The sequence below is a fragment of the Rhizobium skierniewicense genome, from assembly GCF_014196515.1.
GTDB classification, from domain to species: domain Bacteria; phylum Pseudomonadota; class Alphaproteobacteria; order Rhizobiales; family Rhizobiaceae; genus Agrobacterium; species Agrobacterium skierniewicense.
Map to the genome: position 1 here is coordinate 399,549 of NZ_JACIDV010000003.1, position 21,857 is coordinate 421,405.

At 58.4% G+C, this 21,857-nt stretch carries 18 protein-coding genes; 4 read left to right on the forward strand and 14 right to left on the reverse strand.

The genetic code is table 11. The features are described from left to right. Positions 1-195: 195 nt before the first annotated feature. Positions 196-2,439, forward strand: coding sequence for a heavy metal translocating P-type ATPase (locus GGQ73_RS06785; protein ID WP_183894982.1), 2,244 nt, complete (start codon positions 196-198; stop codon positions 2,437-2,439). On the opposite strand, the gene GGQ73_RS06790 is transcribed toward GGQ73_RS06785, so the two are convergent. Then, the gene (locus GGQ73_RS06790) at positions 2,436-3,761 is read right to left on the reverse strand and encodes an NAD(P)/FAD-dependent oxidoreductase (RefSeq protein WP_183894984.1); all 1,326 of its coding nucleotides are present in this window, start codon (positions 3,759-3,761) and stop codon (positions 2,436-2,438) included. The genes GGQ73_RS06785 and GGQ73_RS06790 overlap by 4 nt on opposite strands. Before the next feature lie 227 nt (positions 3,762-3,988). Here GGQ73_RS06790 and GGQ73_RS06795 point away from each other — a divergent pair, with 227 nt between their 5' ends. Beyond that, positions 3,989-4,465, forward strand: a complete 477-nt coding sequence (locus GGQ73_RS06795; RefSeq protein ID WP_174155533.1) for an Lrp/AsnC family transcriptional regulator — start codon at positions 3,989-3,991, stop codon at positions 4,463-4,465. A 9-nt stretch (positions 4,466-4,474) separates the two neighbouring features. Here the strand turns inward: GGQ73_RS06795 and GGQ73_RS06800 are convergent, their stop codons facing one another. The 7 genes from GGQ73_RS06800 to GGQ73_RS06830 form a co-directional block, all read right to left on the reverse strand. Then, positions 4,475-6,139 carry an ABC transporter ATP-binding protein gene (locus GGQ73_RS06800; RefSeq protein ID WP_183894986.1) on the reverse strand — a complete coding sequence of 555 codons (1,665 nt, stop codon included), beginning with the start codon at positions 6,137-6,139 and terminating at the stop codon, positions 4,475-4,477. Next, positions 6,139-6,981: an ABC transporter permease gene (locus tag GGQ73_RS06805; protein WP_183894988.1), complete on the reverse strand. Its 843-nt coding sequence runs from the start codon at positions 6,979-6,981 to the stop codon at positions 6,139-6,141. Before GGQ73_RS06805 ends, GGQ73_RS06800 begins: the two co-directional genes overlap by 1 nt. A 2-nt stretch (positions 6,982-6,983) precedes the next feature. Then, positions 6,984-7,934, reverse strand: coding sequence for an ABC transporter permease (locus GGQ73_RS06810; protein ID WP_183894990.1), 951 nt, complete (start codon positions 7,932-7,934; stop codon positions 6,984-6,986). 133 nt (positions 7,935-8,067) lie between these two features. Beyond that, entirely contained in the window at positions 8,068-9,681 is a 1,614-nt protein-coding gene (locus GGQ73_RS06815) for an ABC transporter substrate-binding protein (protein ID WP_183894992.1), read from the reverse strand. Between the two features lie 74 nt (positions 9,682-9,755). Continuing rightward, complete coding sequence (locus tag GGQ73_RS06820; protein ID WP_183894994.1) at positions 9,756-10,472, reverse strand: HAD-IA family hydrolase; 717 nt, start codon at positions 10,470-10,472, stop codon at positions 9,756-9,758. A gap of 228 nt (positions 10,473-10,700) precedes the next feature. Then, a complete protein-coding gene (locus GGQ73_RS06825; protein WP_183894996.1) occupies positions 10,701-12,074 on the reverse strand; it encodes an aspartate aminotransferase family protein in 1,374 nt (457 codons plus the stop codon). A 14-nt stretch (positions 12,075-12,088) separates the two neighbouring features. Next, the gene (locus GGQ73_RS06830; protein WP_183894998.1) at positions 12,089-12,922 is read right to left on the reverse strand and encodes a GNAT family N-acetyltransferase; all 834 of its coding nucleotides are present in this window, start codon (positions 12,920-12,922) and stop codon (positions 12,089-12,091) included. 321 nt (positions 12,923-13,243) lie between these two features. Here GGQ73_RS06830 and GGQ73_RS06835 point away from each other — a divergent pair, with 321 nt between their 5' ends. Both GGQ73_RS06835 and GGQ73_RS06840 read left to right on the forward strand, forming a co-directional pair. Then, on the forward strand, positions 13,244-13,912 hold the full coding sequence (locus tag GGQ73_RS06835; protein WP_183895000.1) for a haloacid dehalogenase type II: 669 nt from the start codon (positions 13,244-13,246) through the stop codon (positions 13,910-13,912). 27 nt (positions 13,913-13,939) lie between these two features. After that, positions 13,940-15,217 carry an NAD(P)/FAD-dependent oxidoreductase gene (locus GGQ73_RS06840; RefSeq protein ID WP_183895002.1) on the forward strand — a complete coding sequence of 426 codons (1,278 nt, stop codon included), beginning with the start codon at positions 13,940-13,942 and terminating at the stop codon, positions 15,215-15,217. 41 nt (positions 15,218-15,258) lie between these two features. On the opposite strand, the gene GGQ73_RS06845 is transcribed toward GGQ73_RS06840, so the two are convergent. From GGQ73_RS06845 to argE, 6 genes are all read right to left on the reverse strand, one after another. Beyond that, a complete protein-coding gene (locus tag GGQ73_RS06845) occupies positions 15,259-16,716 on the reverse strand; it encodes an NAD-dependent succinate-semialdehyde dehydrogenase (RefSeq protein WP_183895004.1) in 1,458 nt (485 codons plus the stop codon). 13 nt (positions 16,717-16,729) lie between these two features. Continuing rightward, on the reverse strand, positions 16,730-17,776 hold the full coding sequence (locus tag GGQ73_RS06850) for a tartrate dehydrogenase (RefSeq protein ID WP_183895005.1): 1,047 nt from the start codon (positions 17,774-17,776) through the stop codon (positions 16,730-16,732). Positions 17,777-17,790: 14 nt separating this feature from the next. Further along, on the reverse strand, positions 17,791-19,254 hold the full coding sequence (locus GGQ73_RS06855) for an aldehyde dehydrogenase family protein (RefSeq protein WP_183895006.1): 1,464 nt from the start codon (positions 19,252-19,254) through the stop codon (positions 17,791-17,793). Positions 19,255-19,266: 12 nt separating this feature from the next. Next, positions 19,267-19,629 carry a cupin domain-containing protein gene (locus GGQ73_RS06860; RefSeq protein WP_174155520.1) on the reverse strand — a complete coding sequence of 121 codons (363 nt, stop codon included), beginning with the start codon at positions 19,627-19,629 and terminating at the stop codon, positions 19,267-19,269. A gap of 21 nt (positions 19,630-19,650) precedes the next feature. Beyond that, the gene (locus GGQ73_RS06865; protein ID WP_183895007.1) at positions 19,651-20,574 is read right to left on the reverse strand and encodes a 2-hydroxyacid dehydrogenase; all 924 of its coding nucleotides are present in this window, start codon (positions 20,572-20,574) and stop codon (positions 19,651-19,653) included. Between the two features lie 102 nt (positions 20,575-20,676). After that, complete coding sequence (gene argE / locus GGQ73_RS06870; protein ID WP_183895008.1) at positions 20,677-21,801, reverse strand: acetylornithine deacetylase; 1,125 nt, start codon at positions 21,799-21,801, stop codon at positions 20,677-20,679. Positions 21,802-21,857 lie beyond the last annotated feature (56 nt).

Consider the following 21,857-nt stretch of genomic DNA (forward strand, 5'->3'; position numbering starts at 1 on the left):
TTTTTAAGAAAACTTAAGAGTGATGTCAATCATCGCTACGCTGAACCGGTGGTTCCCGCCAGATTTTTGGAAACAGGCTCCATGCACATACGCGGAGTCCTTTCCAATTTTATATCGTGAAATACTGTTTTTCCTCTTGTAGCTCTAGTGGCTATAGGTCGTAAGGCTTTGCTCACAGATGAGAAGGACCACCTGATGAGCACGGCTTTGCAGACCAGATTTCGTGTAGAGGGCATGGACTGCGCCTCTTGTGCCACCAAGATCGACACTGCGGTGCGTCGCATGGATGGCGTGGAGGATGTATCGGTGTCCGTTACAGCGGGAACGATGACCGTCAGCCATGACGACAGGAGCGATCTGGTTGCCATCGGCAAAAAGGTGAGCGGGCTTGGTTATGAGGTCAAGCAATTGCCTGCGGGTGGCTCCAGCGCACCGGTGGCCTCGCATGAGCACGGTCCTAGTTGCTCCCATGATCACGGTCACAATCACGACCATCATGGTCATAGTCACGCGCCCCTTGCTGCGACTTCGGTTGCCGTTGAGGGGCTGCATGGTCACGACCATGGCCCGGGCAATGGCCCTTGGTGGAAAAGCAAGAAGGGGCGGGCGACCATTCTTGCCGGTCTGGCGCTGGTCGTTGCCTATGGGATCGGCCATCTGGTCCCGGATATTCAGTTCTACGCTTTCACCGCCGCGATGCTTGTCGGTCTCGTTCCCATCGCCCGACGTGCTTTTATGGCCGCCCGCGCCGGAACGCCGTTTTCCATTGAAATGCTGATGACCATCGCCGCCGTGGGCGCGCTTGTGATCAATGCTACGGAAGAGGCTGCTGCGGTTGTCTTCCTGTTTCTTGTGGGGGAGCTTCTGGAAGGTGTGGCCGCCGGTAAAGCCCGGGACAGCATCAAGTCTCTTGCGGCGCTCGTTCCCAAGACGGCATTTGTCGAGGAGGCCGGAAAAACCCGGGAGGTGCCTGCCGAAAGCCTTACCCTTGGCGCGATTATACTCGTGCGTCCCGGTGACCGCATTTCGGCCGACGGAACGATCCTTTCTGGCCAAAGCGCCATTGATGAAGCACCCGTAACGGGGGAAAGCGTGCCGGTTCATAAAAAGCCCGGTGACACCGTTTTTGCCGGAACTGTGAATGGCGATGGTGCCATACGGGTGAAAGTGACCGCCACGGCGCAGGATAACACCATTGCTCGCGTGGTGAAGCTGGTGGAGGAAGCACAGGAGAAAAAAGCGCCGACCGAACGGTTCATCGATCGCTTTTCCAGATATTACACACCGGCCGTGGTTGTGGTTGCAGCCTTGGTGGCGACCATACCGCCACTCTTCATGGGGGGTGAATGGGACGAATGGGTCTACAAAGGCCTTGCCATTCTGCTGATCGGTTGCCCTTGCGCATTGGTCATTTCCACGCCAGCTGCCATTGCCGCGTCCCTTTCCGCCGGTGCGCGTCAGGGTCTGTTGATGAAAGGTGGCGCGGTTCTGGAAGGTCTTGGCAAGTTGACGGCCGTTGCGCTGGACAAGACCGGTACATTGACCGAAGGCAAGCCGAAGGTTACCGACATCGTTCCTTTCGAATTCACAGAAGCGGACGTCTTGCGTCTGTCAGCCGCCCTCGAAACAGGGTCCAGCCACCCGCTTGCCTTGTCCATTCTTGCCAAGGCTGCCGAACACGGCGTTGATATTCCAGCGGCCAGCGACGCCAAGGCGCTGGGCGGCAAGGGGGTAACGGCCGTCGTTGAGGGGCAGGAAACATTCCTTGGTTCTCCGCGGGCAGCAGGCGAGCGTGTTGCTCTCTCCGAGCACCATCAGCAGGTCATCACGGCGCTCAACGACGAGGGAAAGACCGTTTCCGTTCTCGTCGTCGGCAAGCGGTTGGCCGGTGCCATAGCCATGCGTGATGAACCGCGTGCCGATGCCATCACCGGTCTCACTCAGCTGAAAGAGCGTGGAATCAGAATCGTGATGCTGACGGGCGATAATAAGCGCACGGCAACGGCAATCGGCCAGACACTGGGAATCGACGTGCGCGCCGAACTGATGCCAGAAGACAAGCAACGGATTGTCGGAGAGTTGAAAGCAGAAGGCCTTGTCGTTGGCAAAGTGGGAGACGGCATCAATGATGCGCCAGCGCTGGCGGCGGCCGATATCGGCATCGCCATGGGTGGCGGAACGGATGTCGCGCTGGAGACGGCCGATGCCGCCATCTTGCACGGTCGCGTTGCCGATGTCGCCCGCATGGTCGATCTGTCCAAACGCACCATGCGCAACATCCACCAGAATATCGCCATGTCGCTGGGTCTGAAGGCCGTGTTTCTGATCACGACGATCATAGGCATCACCGGACTCTGGCCCGCTATTCTCGCAGACACTGGCGCGACCGTTCTTGTCACGCTCAACGCCTTGCGGTTGTTGCGGACCTCGAAGGCTTAAAACTCCGCCACCTTGCCCCATACGGAGGTGTTGAGCCGGGCGGGGCGGTAAGGAACGGGATCGACTATGGGTGGCGCACCGCTGACGATATCGGCCACGAGATGTCCCGCGCCGGGGCCGATACCAAACCCATGGCCGCTGAAACCGGCGGCGAGGATGAGGCCAGGGATGGTTTCCACTTCACCAATGGCTGGGACGCCGTCGGGTGTGCTATCGATGAAACCGGCCCAGCTGTTGGCCATGGTCGTCTTTCGCAACTCCGGCAACAGCGCCAGAGCGCGGCGGAGTGTTTCATCGATCTGTGTCTGGTCGGTTTTAGGATCGAGAATGCGGTTCTTCTCCATCGGGGTGACGTCGTCCATCCGCCATTTTTTCAACGTCTCATGGCCCGCTTTCCAACCTTCCAGTCCGCCGATGGCCAGGCTTTTCCGGCGTTTGAGAAACATCGGGACGAACTCGCGGGAGAAGCGAAGCTGCTGCGGTGTGGGATCGACACGTGCCCTGCCGCTGATGGCCAGCGTGTAGCCGCCATCGACCCGGCTGGTGATGGAAACATCTGCCGTGTGCAGCGCGTCGGGTAGCCCTTGCGCGCCTGCTGTGACGGATAGAATCGACGATCGAACCGATGCCTGCGGAAAGCGGATGCCGAGCTGGTGGCAGAAGGAAGAGGCCCAGGCGCCGCCCGCCAGCACCACGGTTTTGGTCGCAATCGTGCCCTTTTCTGTAACGACACCGCAAACGCGTCCAGCCTGTAACTCGAGACCGCGCGCAGCGCACATCTGGTGCACGCTTCCACCAAGCTTCATGATGGCGCGCGCGACGACAGGTGCTGCCCGAGACGGGTCGGCAATGCCATCCGTCGGTGAAAACACACCACCCTTCCAATCGCGGTTGGTCGCGCTGCCGCGCTGCCTCGCCTCATCTGCACTCAACATATGCGTGGTGACGCCAACGGTACGGGCAAAATCGCGCCACCGCGCCCAACCTTCGATTTCGGCTTCGTTATTGCTGAGATAGAGCAAGCCGCAACGGCGGAAGCCGGTGTCTTCACCGGTGTCGGCTGCGAAACGTTCCCATAGCGCCAAGCTATGCGTGGACATTGGCAGTTCACGAGCATCGCGATTCTGCTGCCTGCACCAGCCCCAGTTTCGGCTGCTTTGCTCGGCACCAACACGGCCTTTTTCGACCAGTGCCACCTTCAATCCGCGCTGGGCCAGATAATAGGCGGAAAACACACCTGCAACGCCGCCGCCGATCACGACGACATCCGCCTCATTGGGTAGGTCGGGGGTGGTTTCGATACGGTGTAGCGGTGCGGGCATGGTATTCTCCTGTAGGCGTCCCATACTATCAGCCACGTCGTTTTGCGCCTGCCGCAGGACGCGGCTCTGGCAGAATTTTATTCTGTAGCGAATGGCCCCGCCGCATCTATCTGCCAAAATCGCATTTCAAGCCTCTGCGATGTTGGCATTGTGGCGGTTTTGCTTGCGCGACCAGCGTTGCCGCATATTATGCTGTGTCACGATGACCCAGCAGGAAATGTGGCACCATGAAGCTTGACCGTATCGACATCAAGATTCTCCATGAACTTCAGAAGAACGGCCGCATCACCAATGTGGAACTGGCGGAGTTGGTGAACCTTTCACCAAGCCCGTGCCTGATGCGCGTCAAGAAATTGCAGTCTGAAGGGTTCATCACCAGCTATTCCGCGCATATCAACATCGGCAAGCTCGGTCAGACGCTGACGGTCTTTACCGAGGTGACACTGAAGAACCACCGGCAGATTGATTTTGCCCGCTTTCTCACTGCTGTCGAAAAGCTGGATTCGGTGATCGAATGCCACCTCGTTTCCGGTGGTTATGACTATCTGCTCAAATTCGTTACCGGCAGCATCGGCGAATATCAGACGATCATGGAGCGTTTGATCGACATGGATATCGGCATCGACAAATATTTCAGCTTCGTCGTGCTGAAGTCACCGATCGTCAAACCGCACATGCCGCTGACCAGCCTGTTCCCGATGTAGTGCCTACGCTTAACGCTTGGCAAAGGCGCGCACCAGTTCCGGGTCTCGCTCGAGGCTATCCAGCCAGTGGGTATCGAGCTTGGGAACGGACGAAAACAGAAGCTTGGAGTAGGGGTGGGCATCGGCGTTGCCGATCGCCGATGGCGGCATTTGCTCCACCTTTTCCCCCGCATACATCACAGCGATTTCGTCGCAGATTGCCTGAACCACCGAGAGATCGTGGCTGATGAAGATGTAGGAGAGTTTTAGCTCGCGCTGCAATTCCTTGAGAAGGTCGATGATGGCGGCGGCAACGACCGTGTCCAGCGCGGAGGTAATCTCGTCGCAGAGAATGACCTTGGGATTGGCAGCCAGGGCACGGGCAAGGTTGACGCGCTGTTTCTGCCCGCCAGAAAGTTCACCGGGCCGCCGGAACTTCATGTTGCGTGGCAGTTGCACCATGTCGAGCAATTGCTCCACGCGTGCTTCGCGGGCACGCCTGTCCATGTCGTAGTAAAATGCCAGCGGCCTCTCCAGAATATCGGAAATCGACTTGGAGGGGTTGAGGGCGGTATCGGCAAACTGGAAAACGATCTGCAATTTGCGTAGCTCTTCACGCTGGCGGTCCCGCGCGTTGGGGGCCAGTTCCCTGCCATCGAAAATGACGTGGCCTGAAACGGGTGGCAGGATACCTGCGATCGCACGCGCCAGCGTGGATTTGCCGCAGCCGGATTCACCGATAATGCCGAGATTGCGGCCTTCTTCCAAGGAGATATCGACCGATTTCAGGGCAAGTGCCAGCGGCAGCCCGTTTGGCTGGATCGGACCGTAACCCGCGGTGATGCCCTTTGCTTCCAGCAAAGGCTTTTTGCCAGCAGACGCATTCGCATCGGCGGCACTTGCATGAATACGGGGCTTAAAGGCTGCCAGCAATTCCTGCGTATAGGGATGCTCGGGGCGGTTGATGATCTGGTCCGTCGTGCCGATTTCCTGGATTTCGCCACCCTTGAGAACGACGATCCGGTCCGCGATCTGCGCAACGACGGCGAGGTCATGCGAGACATAGACACCCGCCAGATGACCCGCCTTCATGACGGATTTGAACGCCCGCAGAACCTCGATCTGGGTGGTCACGTCAAGCGCCGTCGTCGGCTCATCGAAGATCACCAGACGCGGATTGCCGATCAGCGCCATCGCAGCCGAAAGGCGTTGCAATTGCCCTCCGGAGACCTGGTGCGGGTAGCGATCACCGATGGTCTCGGCATTGGGCAGAGCCAGCGCTTGAAACAGCTCGACAGCTTTCTGTTTTGCGTCCGTATCGCTCATCAGCCCATGAATGCGGACGACCTCGATGACCTGATCCATGATGCGCTGTGCGGGATTGAAGGCCGCTGCAGCGCTTTGCGGCACATAGGCGACATCCGTGCCGCGCAGCTTGGATAATCCTTTTTGAGAGGTCGCAGCCATGTCGTTGCTGCCCAGTCGTACGGAGCCCCCGACGATTTTGCAGCCCGGGCGGGTGTGGCCCAGCATCGTCAAGGCTATGGTCGTTTTGCCCGAACCGCTCTCGCCGATCAGGGCGACGATCTCGCCATCGGCGATATCGAAGCTGACGCCGCGAATGATCTCGACGGTGCGACCGGTATCGGTTTTGGCCTCGACCTTCAGGTCACGTATTTCAACGAGATTGGCCATCACGCACTCCTGTCACGAATTTTCTGCGGCAGATTGTCGATCAGCATGTTGACGCTGATGGTGAGTGTCGCGATGGCAACTGACGGGAACATCACCGCTGGCGCACCGAAGGAAAGACCTCCGATGTTTTCCCGCACCAGCGCGCCCCAGTCTGCATTGGGTGGCTGTACGCCAAGGCCAAGGAAGGAGAGACCGGAGAGAAGCAGCACGATGAAGACGAAGCGCAGCCCGAAATCGGCCAGCACCGGCCCCAATATGTTCGGCAGGATCTCAGCGCGAATGATGTAGAAGACACCTTCACCGCGCGCGCGCGCCACGGTCACAAAATCCATCGTGTTGATGTTGACCGCGAGCGCACGGGCAAAGCGGTATGAGCCGGGCATGTAAATGATCGCCATCGTCATGATCAGGATTGGGATGGAAGGACCAAGTGCCGCAACGATGACCAGACCGAAAAGCTTGCTGGGTATGGAAATCAATGCATCCAGAAAGCGCGACAGGCACTGGTCGAACCAGCCACCGGCCACCGCCGCACACATGCCCAGCGTCACGCCCGAAAAGCAGGCTATGAGAACGGATGCCAGGGAGATGCCGACCGTGTAGCGCGCACCCATGAGGATCCGTGAGAAGATGTCGCGCCCCAGATAGTCGGTGCCCATGATGAACTTTTCCGACATGGGGCCGAAATAGTCGAAATCAACGATATCCCCGACCGGATAGGGAATCAGCAGCGGTGCGAAGATCGCAATCAGTGCCCAGAAGAGAATGACACTTGCCGCTGCAATGCCGATGGCATTGAAACGATAACCGAAGCTGCGGGGAGAAAGCGCGATACGGGCCATGGTCAGCGAAGCCTCGGATTGGCGACGATGGCGATGATGTCGGCGATGGTGATCAGGACGAGATAACCGAGGCAGAAGATCATCGCACATGTCTGGATGAGGGGCAGGTCACGGGTGGCGACGGCGTCCACCATCAACTTGGCAATGCCCGGATAGTTGAAGATGGTCTCGACGATGATGACACCGCCCAGCAGATAGGACACCGAAAGTGCCACCGCGTTGACGATCGGGCCAAGGGCATTGGGCAGCGCGTGCCGTAACACCATTCGTGACCGTGATGCGCCTTTCAACAGCGCCATTTCCACATAGGGCGTGTCGAGTGTTTCGATCACGGCGGCACGCGTCATGCGGATCATCTGCGCGGAAATCACGAAGCTGAGCGTGATGACGGGCATGGCGAACACCCGCAGCAACTCACCGAACGAGTGGACCTCGTTGGCGAAGGCGAGTGCTGGCAGCCACTTCAGATAGACCGCAAAAATCAGGACGGCGGAGGTTGCGACCATGAATTCAGGCACGGAGATCACCGCGATGGTGACTGTGGTGACGATGCGATCATAGACGGTGCCGCGCATGATGGCGGCGGTGATGCCGAGCGTCAGCGCGATGGGAATGGAAAACAGCGCCGTGACAGCAGCGAGCTTCATCGTATTGGCCAGACGGACGCCGATCAGATCGGCAATGGCCATGTTGTTGGCGTAAGACTTGCCCAGATCGCCCATGGCAAGACCGCCCAGCCAGCGCAGGAACCGCAAAATGGCCGGATCATCCAGATGCATGGCGGTGCGAAGACCCGCTACGGCCTCAGGCGTTGCGGATTGGCCGAGCAGGATCTGCGCCACGTCGCCGGGCAACATTTCGGTCGCGAAAAACACGGTAAAGGAGACGATCAAAAGGGTGATGATCGTGATGAACAGCCGGTTCACCACAAGTGCAAGGACATGTTTGTTCATGCAGCCTCTCTTTCGAAAACGATCACGGCTCCCGGTGATGGCATTGTCCGACCAAAGGCCGCCAATAGCAATGCGGGGGAGGGAGCAAGCGAACTAGTGCCCGCCACAGGATGCGGCGGGCAAAGGTCCGAAATCAGGCTTCGAGCCAGACGTGTTCGGCAAAGCCGTAACCCATCATGCCACCAAGCGGGCTGGGCAGTAGGCCTTTCAGCTTGGAAGAGATGCCATCGACGTTGGAAATATAGACCGGGATGATCGTGCCAGCCTCTTCGGCGATCATAACCTGCATCTCGTTATAGATCGTCTTGCGTTTTTCAATGTCGAGCAGGCCGCGGGCTTCCACCAGCATCTTGTCAAATTTCTCGGACTTGTACTGGCTCTCGTTCCACGGTGCGTTGGATGCATAAAGCAGGGAGAAGAGGATGTCCGGTGTCGGGCGCGGGTTGATATTGCCGAAATGCATGGGGGCTTTCAGCCAGTAATTCGACCAGTAACCATCCGAAGGAACGCGCTGAACATCGAATTTCATGCCGACCTGCGCGCCTGCGGCCTGCACCACCATGGCCATGTCGATGGAGGACGCGGCGGCTTCGGAAGCGACGACCGGGATCGACTGACCGATGAGACCGGCTTTTTCGAAATGGAACTTTGCCTTGTCGGGATCGAAGGCTTTCGGCTTCAAATCCTTGTTGTGATACATGTTGGCTGGCGAAACCGGCTGGTCGTTGCCGATTTCGGCCAGACCACGCAGCACGGACTTCTGGATCTGTTCGCGATTGACCAGATATTTCATGCCCTGCACGAAATCGGCCTTGTCGCCCGGCGCCATGTCGAGGCGCATGTTGAGGTTGGTGTAGTTGCCGGAGGTCGTTTTGGAGATGACGACGTTTGGCTGGCCCTCCATCAGGCGAATGGCACGTGGGTTGACGGATGCGGCCAGCTGGATATCGCCAGCCAGAAGCGCGTTGACGCGAGCCGTATCGTCGGAAATTGCGAAGAATTCGAAGGAGTCGAGATACGGTCCCTCGGACTTCCAGTAGTTCTTGTTCTTCGTGGCGACGGAGCGAACGCCGGGCTCGAACACTTCGCAGACGAAAGCGCCGGTGCCGTTGGCCTTGGTGAAGTCCGTGGTGCCATCGGCGATGATCATGAAGTGGTGCAAGGCGAGGATGGTGGGAAGGTCGGCATTGGCATTTTCAAGGGTGATTTCCACCGTCAACTCATCCACGGCCTTGAAGCCGGTCATCTGCTTGGCGATCGAATTGACCTTGGAGCCAACCGCAGGGTCGAGATGGCGCTTGAGAGAATAGACGACATCAGCCGATGTCAGCGATTTTCCATCGTGGAACGTGACGCCCTTGCGCAGTTTGACGGTCCAGACCTTGGCATCCTTGCTGTCGATGCTTTCAGCCAGCTCCATCGTCGTCATGCCCGCCTGATCGATGTTGGACAGGCGGTTGTAGAAGGCGCTGCAACGAACATAATCCGTGGAAAGCGATGCCTTGGCGGGATCGAGCGTATCGGCGGTGGAGGAGGACCATCCGGCTGCCTTCAAGGAACCGCCCGAAACCGGAGTTGCGGCGAATGCCTGACCGGCGCGTCCCAGAATGGCGGAACCTGCGGTCATGGCAACACCGCCCGCCATCAGCATCTTGAGAAGGTCGCGGCGGCTCGCACCCTGGCGAATGGCGTTCTCAACCATCGCATCGTCGGTGGAAGTCCAGTTGATGAGTGTGTTATCGGTCATGTTCATTCCCCTTTATTGTTAAAGTCACGGGTCGAACGGCTTATGGATGCCGCTTTTACCCTTGGAGGGCAGCGTCAGGCGTCGTGTTTCTCCTCCACAGCGTCGGCAAGCGCGGCCATGGAGGTGAAATGGAAATCGGGTTGGGTGAAATTTTCAGGCTCGATGGTTCCACCATAGCCCTTTTGTGCATGGCGTCGTTCAATCCAGCAGTTCGTCATGCCAAGCTTTCGGGAAATCCCGATATCGTGGTACTGGCTTTGCGCAACATGCAGGATATCGTCCTTGGTGTTGCCTTCGGACTGAACGAATTCAAAGACGTAGTTGAAAAACGCGGGGTCCGGCTTTTCGGTGCCGGTGTCATCAGCGGTGAAGCCCTGATAGAACGGGTTTCCTAGCTCTTGCGAGAAACATTCGAAAGCCCAGCGCTGGGCATTTGTCATGGCGATCAGCCGGTATCGGGTCGCAAGCTGCGCCAGCGCCTTGGTGCTATCTGGAAACGCCTTCCATCCTTTCGCGGAATCGCGAAGACGTTCGCCAAGAACACGGTCGGCAGGTAGGCCGAGCTCTGGTGCAATCACCAGATAAACGCGCACGAGATCATCGGGAAACAGGCCGACATCCGGCAGATAGCGGGCTGCACGGTACAATGTCAGCGCTGCCTCGGCATCGAGAGTAACACCGTTTTCGCCGGCGATCTGCTGCAGGCAATCCGTCAGGCCGCTTTCAAAATCGATCAGCGTTCCCACCACGTCGAAGCTCAGATATTTGAAGTCTGCTAAACTCTTCGGCAATGTCATGCTCCTGTTTTAAAAGCGGATCGCGGATGATGATGGTGGCCTGGCAGAATTCTATGCTGTGGGTTTTTTCCCCTGATCGCGTCTTTTCCGGCTTTTCTGTCCTATTTGGCCTTCGTTGCGTCCATCATCGCAAGAATTGATCGCGAGATTCGCTGAAAGACCAGACCCCTGCGGCACAATATTCTGAATATGCCATCAAAGCGGTATTTCCAGCGCAGCCCCTCAGGCCATGGCTGAACGAACGTCCGGGTCTTCCAGCGTCTGGTCGAGCGTCATCCGCGTGCGCTCGATGATGGCGTCGATCTCGCTGTCGGTGCAGCACAGCGGCGGTGCATAGCCCAGTACGCCGTTACCGAAGGCGCGGATGACAAGGCCATTGTCCCAGGCGCGGTCGAAAATGCGGCGCGATGGATCGGCGGCAGCGGGTAGAGGCGTTTTCTTTTGCTTGTCGGTGACCAGTTCGATGGCTGCCAGCATGCCGCGGCCGCGGACATCACCAACCAGCGGATGGTCGGCCAGGCTGTGCAATCCGGCCATCAGGCGCGCACCGGCTTTGACACCGTTTTCGAGCAGCCCGTTTTCATAAAGTCTCAGCACTTCCAGCCCGACGGCGGCGCTGACCGGGTGTGCGGAATAGGTGTAGCCATGGCCAATAGCAGAGGCACCGGCACCATCGGCAATCGTATGATAGACCCTGTCGGACATGAAGACCGCCCCCATCGGCACGTAGCCGGAGGTCAGGCCCTTTGCCGTGGTCATGAAATCCGGCACAACATCTTCATCCGAACACGCAAACAGCGGTCCGGTGCGGCCAAAGCCGGTAATGACTTCGTCGGCAACGAGAAGAACATCATGGTCCTTGCACACCTTATGCATTGCCTTCAGCCAGCCATCCGGTGGCACCAGAACGCCGCCCGAACCCTGGATCGGCTCCACATAGAAAGCCGCGACCCGCTCAGCGCCGATCTCTTCGATCTTCGCCCGCAGGGCTGCAACCGAACCATCGATAATTGCCTGAGGATCAGTGCCGACAGGGTTGCGATAGGCATAGTGCGACGGAATTTTGTGCTGCCAGTCAAACGGCAATCCGAAGCCAGCGTGGAAGATTGGCAGGGCCGTCAACCCCGCACCAACAGTGCTGGAGCCGTGGTATCCCTGCTCGAGCGAAATGAACTGGTCTTTCTGCGGCGTGCCCAGAGAGTGGTAATAATAGCGGATGAAGCGGATGGTGCTATCCACCGCATCGGACCCGCCCAGTGTGAAGTAGATGTGGTTGAGATCGCCCGGCGAACGATCTGCAAGTTCCGATGCCAGACGGATCGCCGGTTCCGAACCCAGGCTGAAATAACCCGTCGCGTAGGGAAGCTCACGCATCTGCTTTGCCGCCGCTTCCACGATACTCTCATGTCCGTAACCGGCATTGACACACCATAGGCCCGCGAAGCCGTCGATCATCTGGTGGCCGGTCATGTCCGTCACCGTCGCGCCTTTGGCAGATTTCATCACCCTGACACCGAGCTTTTCATGGCCCCTGTAGGATGCAACCGGATGAACCAGATGTGCGCGGTCAAGTTCGATGAGGGAATTGCTGAGCATAACGATCTCCAGGATCAACCGAGGGCCTGACTGGCCAGTGCAAATGTTTTGACGGTGGTGTTTTCGCGCGGCTTGCCATCACGAACCATGGCAATGCCGCCGCCGACATGGGCAAGGCCAAGCTCCGTCAGCCATGGGGCGAGACCGCTCTCCTCGCTGGTATCGACACGCATGAACCGGCCTTCTTGCCCTGCGAAGAGAAAGGACAGCATATGCCTCGCCTCATCAGCATTTCCTGCTACGATCGGCCCGGCGACTTCGCCACGCCCGAAGCGGCGGATCGCGCCGAAACCCGCAATACGCCCATCGTGGCGAATGACGGCCAAACGGCCGTGGACTGCCAGATAGTCGATCAGATTGTGACGGTCCATGCCGCATGCGGCGTGATCAAGTTCCGCGCATTCGGCCGCATCCGCAGCATTGGCCCATTCAACATGAGCAGGCGATGGTATAGACAATATCGGCCCTTGATGCTGAACGATGCGGTGCGTCTCGCGAAACCCAAGCTTTTCATAAAGCGGCAGGCCATCGCGGGTGGCAACCAGCCTGCATTCGCGCCCGCTTGCTGCATTCAGGGCAAAATCCATCAAGCGCTTGCCGATACCCAGGCCACGCATGGCTTCATCCACGATGACCATGTTGATGGTTGCCACGTCGTCACCATAAAGCGTTGCCATCGCTGTGCCCAGAACGCGGTCCTTGTGAATGGCAGCAACACCCTTGCTGAGCGATAGGCTCATCGCCCAGTCTTCTCGGCGATGGGGCCATTGCGCCTGTTGTGAAAGCGATAGCGCTCCCTCCAGATGGGCTGTGGTCATTTCAACAAGATCGATCTGGTTCGCCAGCATGGCGGCTTCCCTCGCGGCATATGTGCTTTTCTATTTGATAACCCTCAGCGGGAAGAACATCGTCCTGACCTCGGCACCGGTGCGGCAGGTTTACACTGTATGTGTCGCTGGCCGCCGCATCTTATGCTGTGGGGAAAATCGGAGAAACCATGCGGGCGATGCGGATGGGCATTTCGCGCAACTCTCTGCCAAAGCTTCGCATCTATACGCAACAATCTGCTTTGCTGATGGCGATTGCGGTGACTGCAACCGGATTCACGCACCTATGATGGGCGTCATAAAGGAATGCATCCGAACAGCCCATCCAGAGGACAAAATCGTATGACCCAGTTTCGGCCCAAATACATCACCTTCGATTGCTACGGCACCTTGACCCATTTCCAGATGGCCGAAGCAGCGCAGACGCTTTACGGCGACCAACTGGATTCGGACAAGATGGTGCAGTTCATCAAGAATTTTGCGGCCTACCGACTTGATGAAATCATGGGCGACTGGAAACCCTATAATGAGGTCGTTCATAATGCGGTTGAGCGAGCCTGCCGCAAGAACGGCGTGACCTTCAAGGACGAGGATGGCCGTTTCGTTTACGAGCAGGTTCCGACCTGGGGTCCGCATGCGGACGTGCCGGCAGGCCTTGCGAAAGTTGCGAGGGAAATTCCGCTGGTCATTTTGTCGAATGCCATGGATGAACAGATCATGCACAATGTGGAAAAGCTCGGCGCGCCTTTCCATAAGGTCTACACCGCGCAGCAGGCCAATGCCTACAAGCCTCGTTTCCAGGCGTTCGAATATATGTTCGACATGCTGGGCTGCAACCCGGAAGACATTCTGCATGTCTCCTCGTCTTTCCGCTACGACCTGATGTCGGCGCATGACCTCGGCATCAAGAACAAGGTCTGGGTCAACAGGGGCCATGAGCCAGCCAATCCCTACTACGGCTATACCGAAATCAAGGATATCTCCGGCCTTGCTGGCGTTGTCGGGCTTTAAGGTGGTTCATAAAGGCGAATGAAGACCATGCAGTTCAAATCCTACTGGCACGATACCGCTCCGGTCTTCACCTCTGCGACAGAGGGGCCGGTCGAAGGCACGTTCGATGTCGCCATTATCGGTGGCGGCTTTACCGGTCTGTCGGCCGCCCGCACTCTGGCAAAGGGCGGCGCGACAGTGGTCGTGCTGGAAGCGCAACATGTCGGCTTCGGTGGCTCCGGCCGCAATGGCGGGCACCTGAACAACGGCATCGCCCACAGCTTCGTATCCGCCAAGGAACATCTGGGCGTGGAGCGCGCGAGCGCGCTCTACCGCGCTTTCGACAATTCCGTCGATACGATCGAGGCAATCGTTGCTGAAGAGGGCATCGATTGCAACTTCCGTCGGGCCGGTAAGCTGAAGCTGGCGTCCAAACCTGCGCATTTCGATGCGATCGCGAAGAATTTCGACGTGGTCAACAGAGAGATTGACCCTGACACGGCGCTTCTTTCCAAGCCGGAGCTGGAAAACGAAATAGGCTCGGAAAACTTCTACGGTGCGATGCTCTCGAAGAAGAGTGCCATGATGCATATGGGCCGTTTCGTCCACGGTATCGCGGAAGCTTGTGTGCGCCACGGCGCGACGATCTTTGAAAAGGCACCGGTGACGGGTCGCAGCGAGCAGGGGGGTATCCATCGTCTTACCACGTCCCGTGGTTTCGTTGAGGCGCGCAACGTCATCGTTGCCACCAATGCTTATACCGCTGGTCCGTTCGACTATTTCAAACGCCGCATCATTCCGGTTGGCAGCTTCATCGTGGCAACGCGGCCCTTGAGCGATGCGGAGATCGCGTCCGCGATGCCCGGCAACCGCACCTGCGTCACCTCCATGAACATCGGCAACTATTTCCGCCTGTCGCCGGACAATCGTCTGATCTTCGGCGGCCGCGCGCGGTTTTCTGCGACATCGGATGCGCGTTCTGATGCCAAGAGCGGAGAAATTCTCAAGAGCGGCTTGACCGAAATCTTCCCGCAGCTTCGAGGCGTCGACATCGACTATTGCTGGGGCGGTCTGGTCGGCATGACGAGCGACCGCTTCCCCCGTGCGGGAGAAGTCGAAGGGTTGAACTTTGCCATGGGTTATTCCGGCCACGGTGCGCAAATGTCGATCCACATGGGAACGCTTCTGGCAGACAAGCTGCTGGGCAAGCCGGACCGAAATCCATTGAAGGGGCTGGATTGGAACGCCGTGCCCGGCTATTCCGGCAAGCCATGGTTCCTGCCGGTTGTCGGCTTTTATTACAAAATGCTCGATAAATTTCAGTGATGCAAAAAGCCCGCAACGCCAACGTTGCGGGCTCCCTTGTTTCAGTTCAATCCACCGATGTGGAATGACTTCATTTCAAGATATTCCTCGATGCCGCATTGCGCACCTTCACGGCCAAGGCCGGATTGTTTGACGCCGCCGAAGGGTGCGACTTCCGTGGAAACAGACCCGGTGTTGAGACCAATCATCCCGAATTCCAGTGCTTCCGCCACCCGCCAGGAGCGCTTCAGGCTTTCCGTGTAGAAATAAGCGGCAAGGCCGAACGGCGTACCATTTGCAATTTTGAGCGCTTCTTCTTCCGTATCGAAGCGGAAAAGCGGCGCGACGGGTCCGAAGGTTTCCTCATCGGCCAGCAACATATCCGTTGTGGCTCCACCCAGAACGATCGGTGCGGTAAACTGCGAACCTTCGGGCAGCGCAGAAACCTTCGATATGATTTCAGCACCCTTGGAAAGGGCATCTTCGATATGACGATTGATCTTGTCGATGGCGGCGGCGTTGATCATTGGGCCGATATCGATATTGGCATCCGTGCCGGGGCCGACCTTCATGGCTGAAACCCGCGCCGAGAGCTTGGCCGCAAAGGTGTCATAGACGCCCGATTGAACCAGAATGCGGTTGGAGCAAACGCAGGTCTGTCCGCCATTGCGGAACTTGGATGCGATGGCACCCTCGACAGCCAGATCGATATCGGCATCGTCGAACACAATGAAGGGCGCATTGCCACCGAGCTCGAGACTGAGGCGCTTGATGCTGTCGGACGCACCGCGCATCAACAGGGAACCGACACGGGTGGAGCCGGTGAAGGAAATCTTGCGCACCGTCTCGTTGGCGAGCAGTTCGTTGCCGATTTCGGTCGGCATGCCGGTGACGATGTTGATGACGCCCGCGGGAATACCAGCCCGCTCCGCAAGAACACCGAGTGCCAGCGCCGAATAGGGCGTGAACTCGGACGGCTTGATGACGACGGTGCATCCGGCGGCAAGTGCGGGAGCCACCTTGCGGGTGATCATCGCATTGGGAAAATTCCACGGCGTGATGATGCCGCAAACGCCAACCGGCTCTTTCAGGACGACGATGCGTCTATCTGCGGTGGGCGAGGGAATGGTGTGGCCGTTGATGCGACGTGCTTCCTCGGAAAACCATTTGACGAAGGATGCGCCGTAGCGGATTTCGCCTTTGCCTTCAGCAAGGGGTTTTCCCTGTTCCATAGTTAAAAGCAGCGCGAGGTCGTCCTCATGAGCGACCATCAGCGCGTACCATTTGTCCAGAAGTGCTGCACGCTCGGCGTTTGTTCTGGCTTTCCATGGCGCAAAGGCTTTTGCTGCCGCCTCGATCGCTGCGCGTGTTTCCTCGCCGCCCATATCCGGCACCGTGCCCATCACTTTTTGTGTGGCGGGATCGATGACATCGACTGTCTTGCCAGATGCAGCGTCCAGCCACTTGCCGCCGATGAAACCCTGCTGCTGGAACAGGCCCTGATCTTTTAGAAAATTCATTCCATTTCCTCCTTCAAACCAGTGCGGTTAGCACGGCGGCAGTAATAGCGTCTGTCTTGTCCTTGCCCGGCACGGTTCCAATACCCTTGGCCGTCGTCGTTTCGATGGCCGAGATGATATCGGCTGCGGCTTGGGTCTCGCCGAGATGATCGAGCATCATGGCGCCAGACCAGATGGCTGCGATGGGATTGGCAATGCCGAGATGGGCGATATCGGGGGCCGAACCATGGACCGGCTCGAACATGGATGGCGCCGATTTGTCAGGGTTGATGTTGGCCGAAGCCGCAAAGCCAAGGCCACCCTGGATCGCCGCACCCAGATCGGTCAGAATATCGCCGAACAGGTTGGAAGCGACAACGACATCGAGGCTCTCGGGTGCCATGACCATGCGCGCCGCCATGGCGTCGATATGATAGTTCGTCACCTCCACGTCGGGATATTCGCCAGCAATCTTCGCCGTCATCTCGTCCCAGAACACCATGGAGTATTTCTGAGCATTTGACTTGGTGATGGACGCCAGTTTTTTACGACGGGAGCGTGCTTGGTCGAAACCGAAGCGCAGAATGCGTTCCACGCCCGTGCGGGTGAAGATCGAGGTTTCGACAGCCACTTCGTCAGGGGTGCCGACATGTACACGGCCACCCGCACCGGAATATTCGCCTTCGGTGTTCTCGCGAATGCACAGAATGTCGAAGCTGTCTTTCCGCAAGGGGCCCTCCACGCCCGGCAGCAGCCTATGGGGGCGGATATTGGCATATTGCACGAAGGCCTTGCGGATGGGCAGCAGCAGACCGTGCAGGGAAACAGCATCCGGCACTTCCGCAGGCCAGCCAACGGCACCCAATAGAATGGCATCATAGGTGCGCAGAATATCTATTCCATCAGCGGGCATCATCGCGCCGGTTTCCTTGTAGAAGGCGCAGGACCATGGTAACGTCTTGCCCGTCAAGGTGAACGTCCCCTGCCTGGCGGCTGCCGCCTGCAACACCTGCCATGCGGCATCCGTCACCGCAGTGCCGATGCCATCGCCGGGAATGAGAGCAATGGAATGATTTTTCATCTGAATTATCCGTTTCAAAGATCGATAAGAACGCTTTTTGACTTCCGGTTCGCCATGTAGGCATCGCGACCCAGATCCTTGCCGATGCCTGAGCTTTTATAACCACCGGTCGGCAGAATGTGGTCGCGGGATCTTCCGTAACGATTGACCCAGATCGTGCCCGCTTGCAACGCCCTGGTAACGCGAATGGCGCGGGAAAGATCGCGCGTGAACACGCCTGCCGCAAGGCCATAGGTCGGGTGATCTGCCAGTGCCAGCGCTTCGTCTTCATCCTCGAAGGTTTGCAGCGTCAGGACAGGTCCGAAGATTTCCTCTGCTAAAGCGGGTGAATCCTGCGAAACATTGCCAAGCAATGTCGGCGCGTAGAAATAGCCCTCTCGGTCCATGATCTGCCCGCCGGTCAGGCATTCGGCGCCTGCACTGATGGATGCGCGGACGATTGTGTCGATCCGCTCTATCTGTTTTTGTGAAATGATCGGGCTGTACTGGGTGTTTTCATCCCATGTCGGGCCGGTCTCGACGCCGCGCATGATGGTGGTGATGGCGGCGATGAGTTCCTCCGCAATCTCCCTGGCGACGATCAGGCGGGAACCCGCCACGCAGGCTTGTCCGGCATTGGAGATGATACTTTGCGCGACAGCTTTTGCCGTGCGGTTTATGTCGGCATCGGCAAACACCACCTGCGGGCTTTTCCCGCCAAGCTCAAGCGTCATCGGCTTGATCCCGGTTCGGGCGACATTCTGCATGATGGCGGAACCGGCAGCGGTAGAGCCGGTAAAGCTGACCTTGGAAATATCGGGATGACCGGTGATGGCGTTGCCGGTCACCATGCCATCGCCCAGTACGATATTGATGAGACCGGCAGGAATACCGGCCTCGACGGAAAGTTCGGCAATGCGCAGGCTTGAAAACGGCGTCATTTCAGATGGTTTCAACACCACGGCATTTCCTGCCGCCAGTGCGGGTCCGAGCTTCCACCCCGCCATCGACAACGGAAAATTCCACGGCGTGATGGCACCGACGACACCATAGGGCTCGGTCATGATCATTCCGAGACTGGTGTCGGACGTCGGAACGAGGTCACTGCCTTCCTTGTCCGCAAACTCCGCGAAGAAACGGATTTGTTCTGCCGTAACAGCGATATCGCCCGCGACCAGATGGCCGACGGGGCGGGTCGAAGACACGGCTTCCAGCTTTGCCAGATGTTCCGCGTCCTGTTCGATCAGATCGGCCCAACGGTGCATGGCCCGCGTTCGGTCGCGCGGCCGCAGACCGCTCCAGTTGCTGGTCTTCAACGCTTTTTTCGCTGTTTGCACCGCCTGATCCACCAGATCGGGGCCGGCAACAGGGCAATCGCCGAAGGCAGCGCCATCGGACGGGCGGTACATGGCGATGCCTTCGCTGGCAGCCACTGTCTCGCCGCCGATGAAGTGGTAATGCGGCAGCGAAATCGCGTCTGGATCGAAACTGAGCGTCATGGCCGTCGTTCCTTATGCAGGGTCGGTTACGGTCACATAGATCTTGCGAACCGTCTCGATGGTGCGCCATACGCCGACGAAACCGGGCTTCATCATGAAACTGTCTCCTGCACGGTAAGTAACGGTGTCGCCGCCCTTTTCGTCCAGTTCGATCACGCCGGAAATGATGTGGCAGAACTCATAGGTCGTGCCTTTGATGGAATGGGTTTCGCCGGGTGTCGCTTCCCAGATGCCGGTGTGGACGGTGCCATCACGGCAATCATCAAGCGCCCATGTCTTGAAGGAGGGGTTGCCGGAAATCAGACGCTCGGGCGTCGGCAGTGCTTCTTTTGGGGTGGTTTGCGGGTTGGTGTCGATACGGGTGATGAGAGACATGGGAAGTCCTTTCTGACGTGTTCAGTAGCCGCGGTTGCGGTCGATGAGGCCGATGGGGTCAAGGCCGCTGAGGTGGCGACGAATATTGTCGATGACGGCTTTTGCCGCCGTTTCCGGTTGGGTGACGGAAGCGACATGCGGGGTGATCATCACACCGGGATGCCGCCAGAGTGGATGGTCGGCGGGTAATGGTTCGGGGTCGGTAACGTCGAGCATCGCACCGGAGAGGTGGCCGCTATCGAGTGCATTGACGAGCGCAGTTTGATCGAGCTGCGGACCTCTGCCTGCGTGGAGAAGAGCCGCACCCGCTGGCAGTTTCGCAAAAAGGTCGGCGTTCAGAAAACCGCGCGTCTCCCGCGTCAGCGGCAACAAGCAGATGAGAATGTCGACGTTCGCCAGGAAGGCGTCCAACTGCTCTGCACCATGATGGCAGGTCACGCCGTCGATCTCATGGGCGCTGCGGCTCCAGCCAGACAGCGGAAATCCAAAGGGTTTCAGCCGTTCCAGAACCGCCTTGCCCAGATGACCGAGACCCAGTACGCCCACGGTCCTTTCATGCGCTTGTCGAACCGGCAATGCCTGCCACTTTGCCTGGGCCTGTTGGGCCAGATAGTCGGGCAGACGGCGGTGCAGCGCCAGCACACCCAGCGTCACATATTCCTGCATCATCCGGATGATGCCGTCTTCCACCATCCGAACCAGTTTGACATGGGCGGGCAGGGCAGACGCATCGAATTGATCGATACCGGCACCGATGGAAAACAGGATTTCCAGGTTGGCGTAGCGCGCAAGGTCGGCAGGAGCAGTCCAGGTGATGAGATAGCGGACACTGTGCGGATCGACGGTCGCCGGATCGGAGGAGAAGGCGACATCCGGCAATTCCTGCGCAAAAAGTTGAGCGAATATTTTCGCCCGTGCCGCGTCAGAATTGAACAGAAATGTCATGGGCCAGCCCTCGTTCTCATGTCAGTCGAAATTGGCCCAGTTCGAACGGCAGGATGCACTGAAGCGGCGATGGCCCGCAGCACATCTGACCGATTTGCTGGTTCAGGCGCTCAATCGCGCTCCAAGATCAACCAGCATGCTGCGGCAGGCGGAGAGCTCATCGCAGGTAACGAACTCGTTTGGCTTGTGGGCGCGTGCGATATCGCCGGGACCGCAGATAATGCTGTCGATCCCCGCCGCCTGATAGAGCCCGGCTTCGGTGCCGTAACTGACTGCCGCCAGCGGTTCTAAGCCGGTTAGATCATGCATGAGGGTGGCAAGCGGAGCATCGGCTGGCAGCGATAGGGCTGGATACGCGCTCAACATATCGAATGCAGTCTCGAAGCCGCTGATGCGCAGAGCCTCGGTCGCCTTGCGCAACGGCTCCAGCAAGGCTGCGGGTGAGACACCGGAAATCGCTCTCGCTTCGATGTCTGCCATGCAGAGATCCGGGATGATATTCACTGCCTGTCCGCCACTGATCTTGCCGACCTGAAGCGAAGAGTAGGGTGGTTCGAAATTGCTATCGAACGGGCCGTCCCTCAGCACAGTTGCGGCATGTACGGCGCTGGCCAGAACCTCGCTCATGGCATGGATGGCATTCAGGCCTTGATCAGGCCGGGAAGAATGGCCAGAACGTCCCTTGACGGTGATCCGTGCCGCGGCCTTGCCCTTGTGGGCTCTGATCGCGCGCAAACCACTTGGTTCTCCGACGATGCACATGTCCGGAAGCGCGCACAGCGTGGGGATGAGCTTGATGAGGTTTGGTACACCCTTGCAGCCCGCTTCCTCGTCATAGGAAAAGGCAAGATGGACCGGTCTCTTCAAGGGCATTTTTGCGAATTCGGACAGGGCCGCGAGGGCGCAGGCCAGAAAGCCCTTCATGTCGCTGGTGCCCCGTCCATAGAGCCGGTCGCCATCGTCGCGCAGTGCGAAAGGGTCAGACGACCAATCCGCTTCGCCCGCCGGGACGACATCCATATGGCCGGACAGGATGACGCCGGAACGATCGCGCGGGCCGACTGAGATGAAAAGATTGGAGCGATCACCCTCCGGCCCCAGCGCGGTTGTCACCTGTGCGCCACAGCGTCCGGCGTAGCCGGCTATCCATTCGACGATATCGGCATTGGCTTGCCCGACCACCGAGGGGAACGAGACCAATCGCTCCAATATGTCGAATTCCGTCATTGCTGCCTCTCGCCGTTTTGAACAAGGTAGAGCGTTTAGACGTCTAAACGCACTGA

Excerpts from the sequence above, each read along its gene's own strand:
- GGQ73_RS06805 (WP_183894988.1), bottom strand. The coding sequence starts at position 6,981 with ATGGCCCGTATCGCGCTTTCTCCCCGCAGCTTCGGTTATCGTTTCAAT.
- GGQ73_RS06845 (WP_183895004.1), bottom strand. The coding sequence starts at position 16,716 with ATGAATTTTCTAAAAGATCAGGGCCTGTTCCAGCAGCAGGGTTTCATC.
- GGQ73_RS06825 (WP_183894996.1), bottom strand. The coding sequence starts at position 12,074 with ATGCTCAGCAATTCCCTCATCGAACTTGACCGCGCACATCTGGTTCAT.
- GGQ73_RS06785 (WP_183894982.1), top strand. The coding sequence starts at position 196 with ATGAGCACGGCTTTGCAGACCAGATTTCGTGTAGAGGGCATGGACTGC.
- GGQ73_RS06795 (WP_174155533.1), top strand. The coding sequence starts at position 3,989 with ATGAAGCTTGACCGTATCGACATCAAGATTCTCCATGAACTTCAGAAG.
- GGQ73_RS06810 (WP_183894990.1), bottom strand. The coding sequence starts at position 7,934 with ATGAACAAACATGTCCTTGCACTTGTGGTGAACCGGCTGTTCATCACG.
- GGQ73_RS06855 (WP_183895006.1), bottom strand. The coding sequence starts at position 19,254 with ATGACGCTCAGTTTCGATCCAGACGCGATTTCGCTGCCGCATTACCAC.
- GGQ73_RS06790 (WP_183894984.1), bottom strand. The coding sequence starts at position 3,761 with ATGCCCGCACCGCTACACCGTATCGAAACCACCCCCGACCTACCCAAT.
- GGQ73_RS06830 (WP_183894998.1), bottom strand. The coding sequence starts at position 12,922 with ATGCTGGCGAACCAGATCGATCTTGTTGAAATGACCACAGCCCATCTG.
- GGQ73_RS06835 (WP_183895000.1), top strand. The coding sequence starts at position 13,244 with ATGACCCAGTTTCGGCCCAAATACATCACCTTCGATTGCTACGGCACC.
- GGQ73_RS06860 (WP_174155520.1), bottom strand. The coding sequence starts at position 19,629 with ATGTCTCTCATCACCCGTATCGACACCAACCCGCAAACCACCCCAAAA.
- GGQ73_RS06865 (WP_183895007.1), bottom strand. The coding sequence starts at position 20,574 with ATGACATTTCTGTTCAATTCTGACGCGGCACGGGCGAAAATATTCGCT.
- GGQ73_RS06800 (WP_183894986.1), bottom strand. The coding sequence starts at position 6,139 with ATGGCCAATCTCGTTGAAATACGTGACCTGAAGGTCGAGGCCAAAACC.
- GGQ73_RS06815 (WP_183894992.1), bottom strand. The coding sequence starts at position 9,681 with ATGACCGATAACACACTCATCAACTGGACTTCCACCGACGATGCGATG.
- GGQ73_RS06840 (WP_183895002.1), top strand. The coding sequence starts at position 13,940 with ATGCAGTTCAAATCCTACTGGCACGATACCGCTCCGGTCTTCACCTCT.
- argE (WP_183895008.1), bottom strand. The coding sequence starts at position 21,801 with ATGACGGAATTCGACATATTGGAGCGATTGGTCTCGTTCCCCTCGGTG.
- GGQ73_RS06850 (WP_183895005.1), bottom strand. The coding sequence starts at position 17,776 with ATGAAAAATCATTCCATTGCTCTCATTCCCGGCGATGGCATCGGCACT.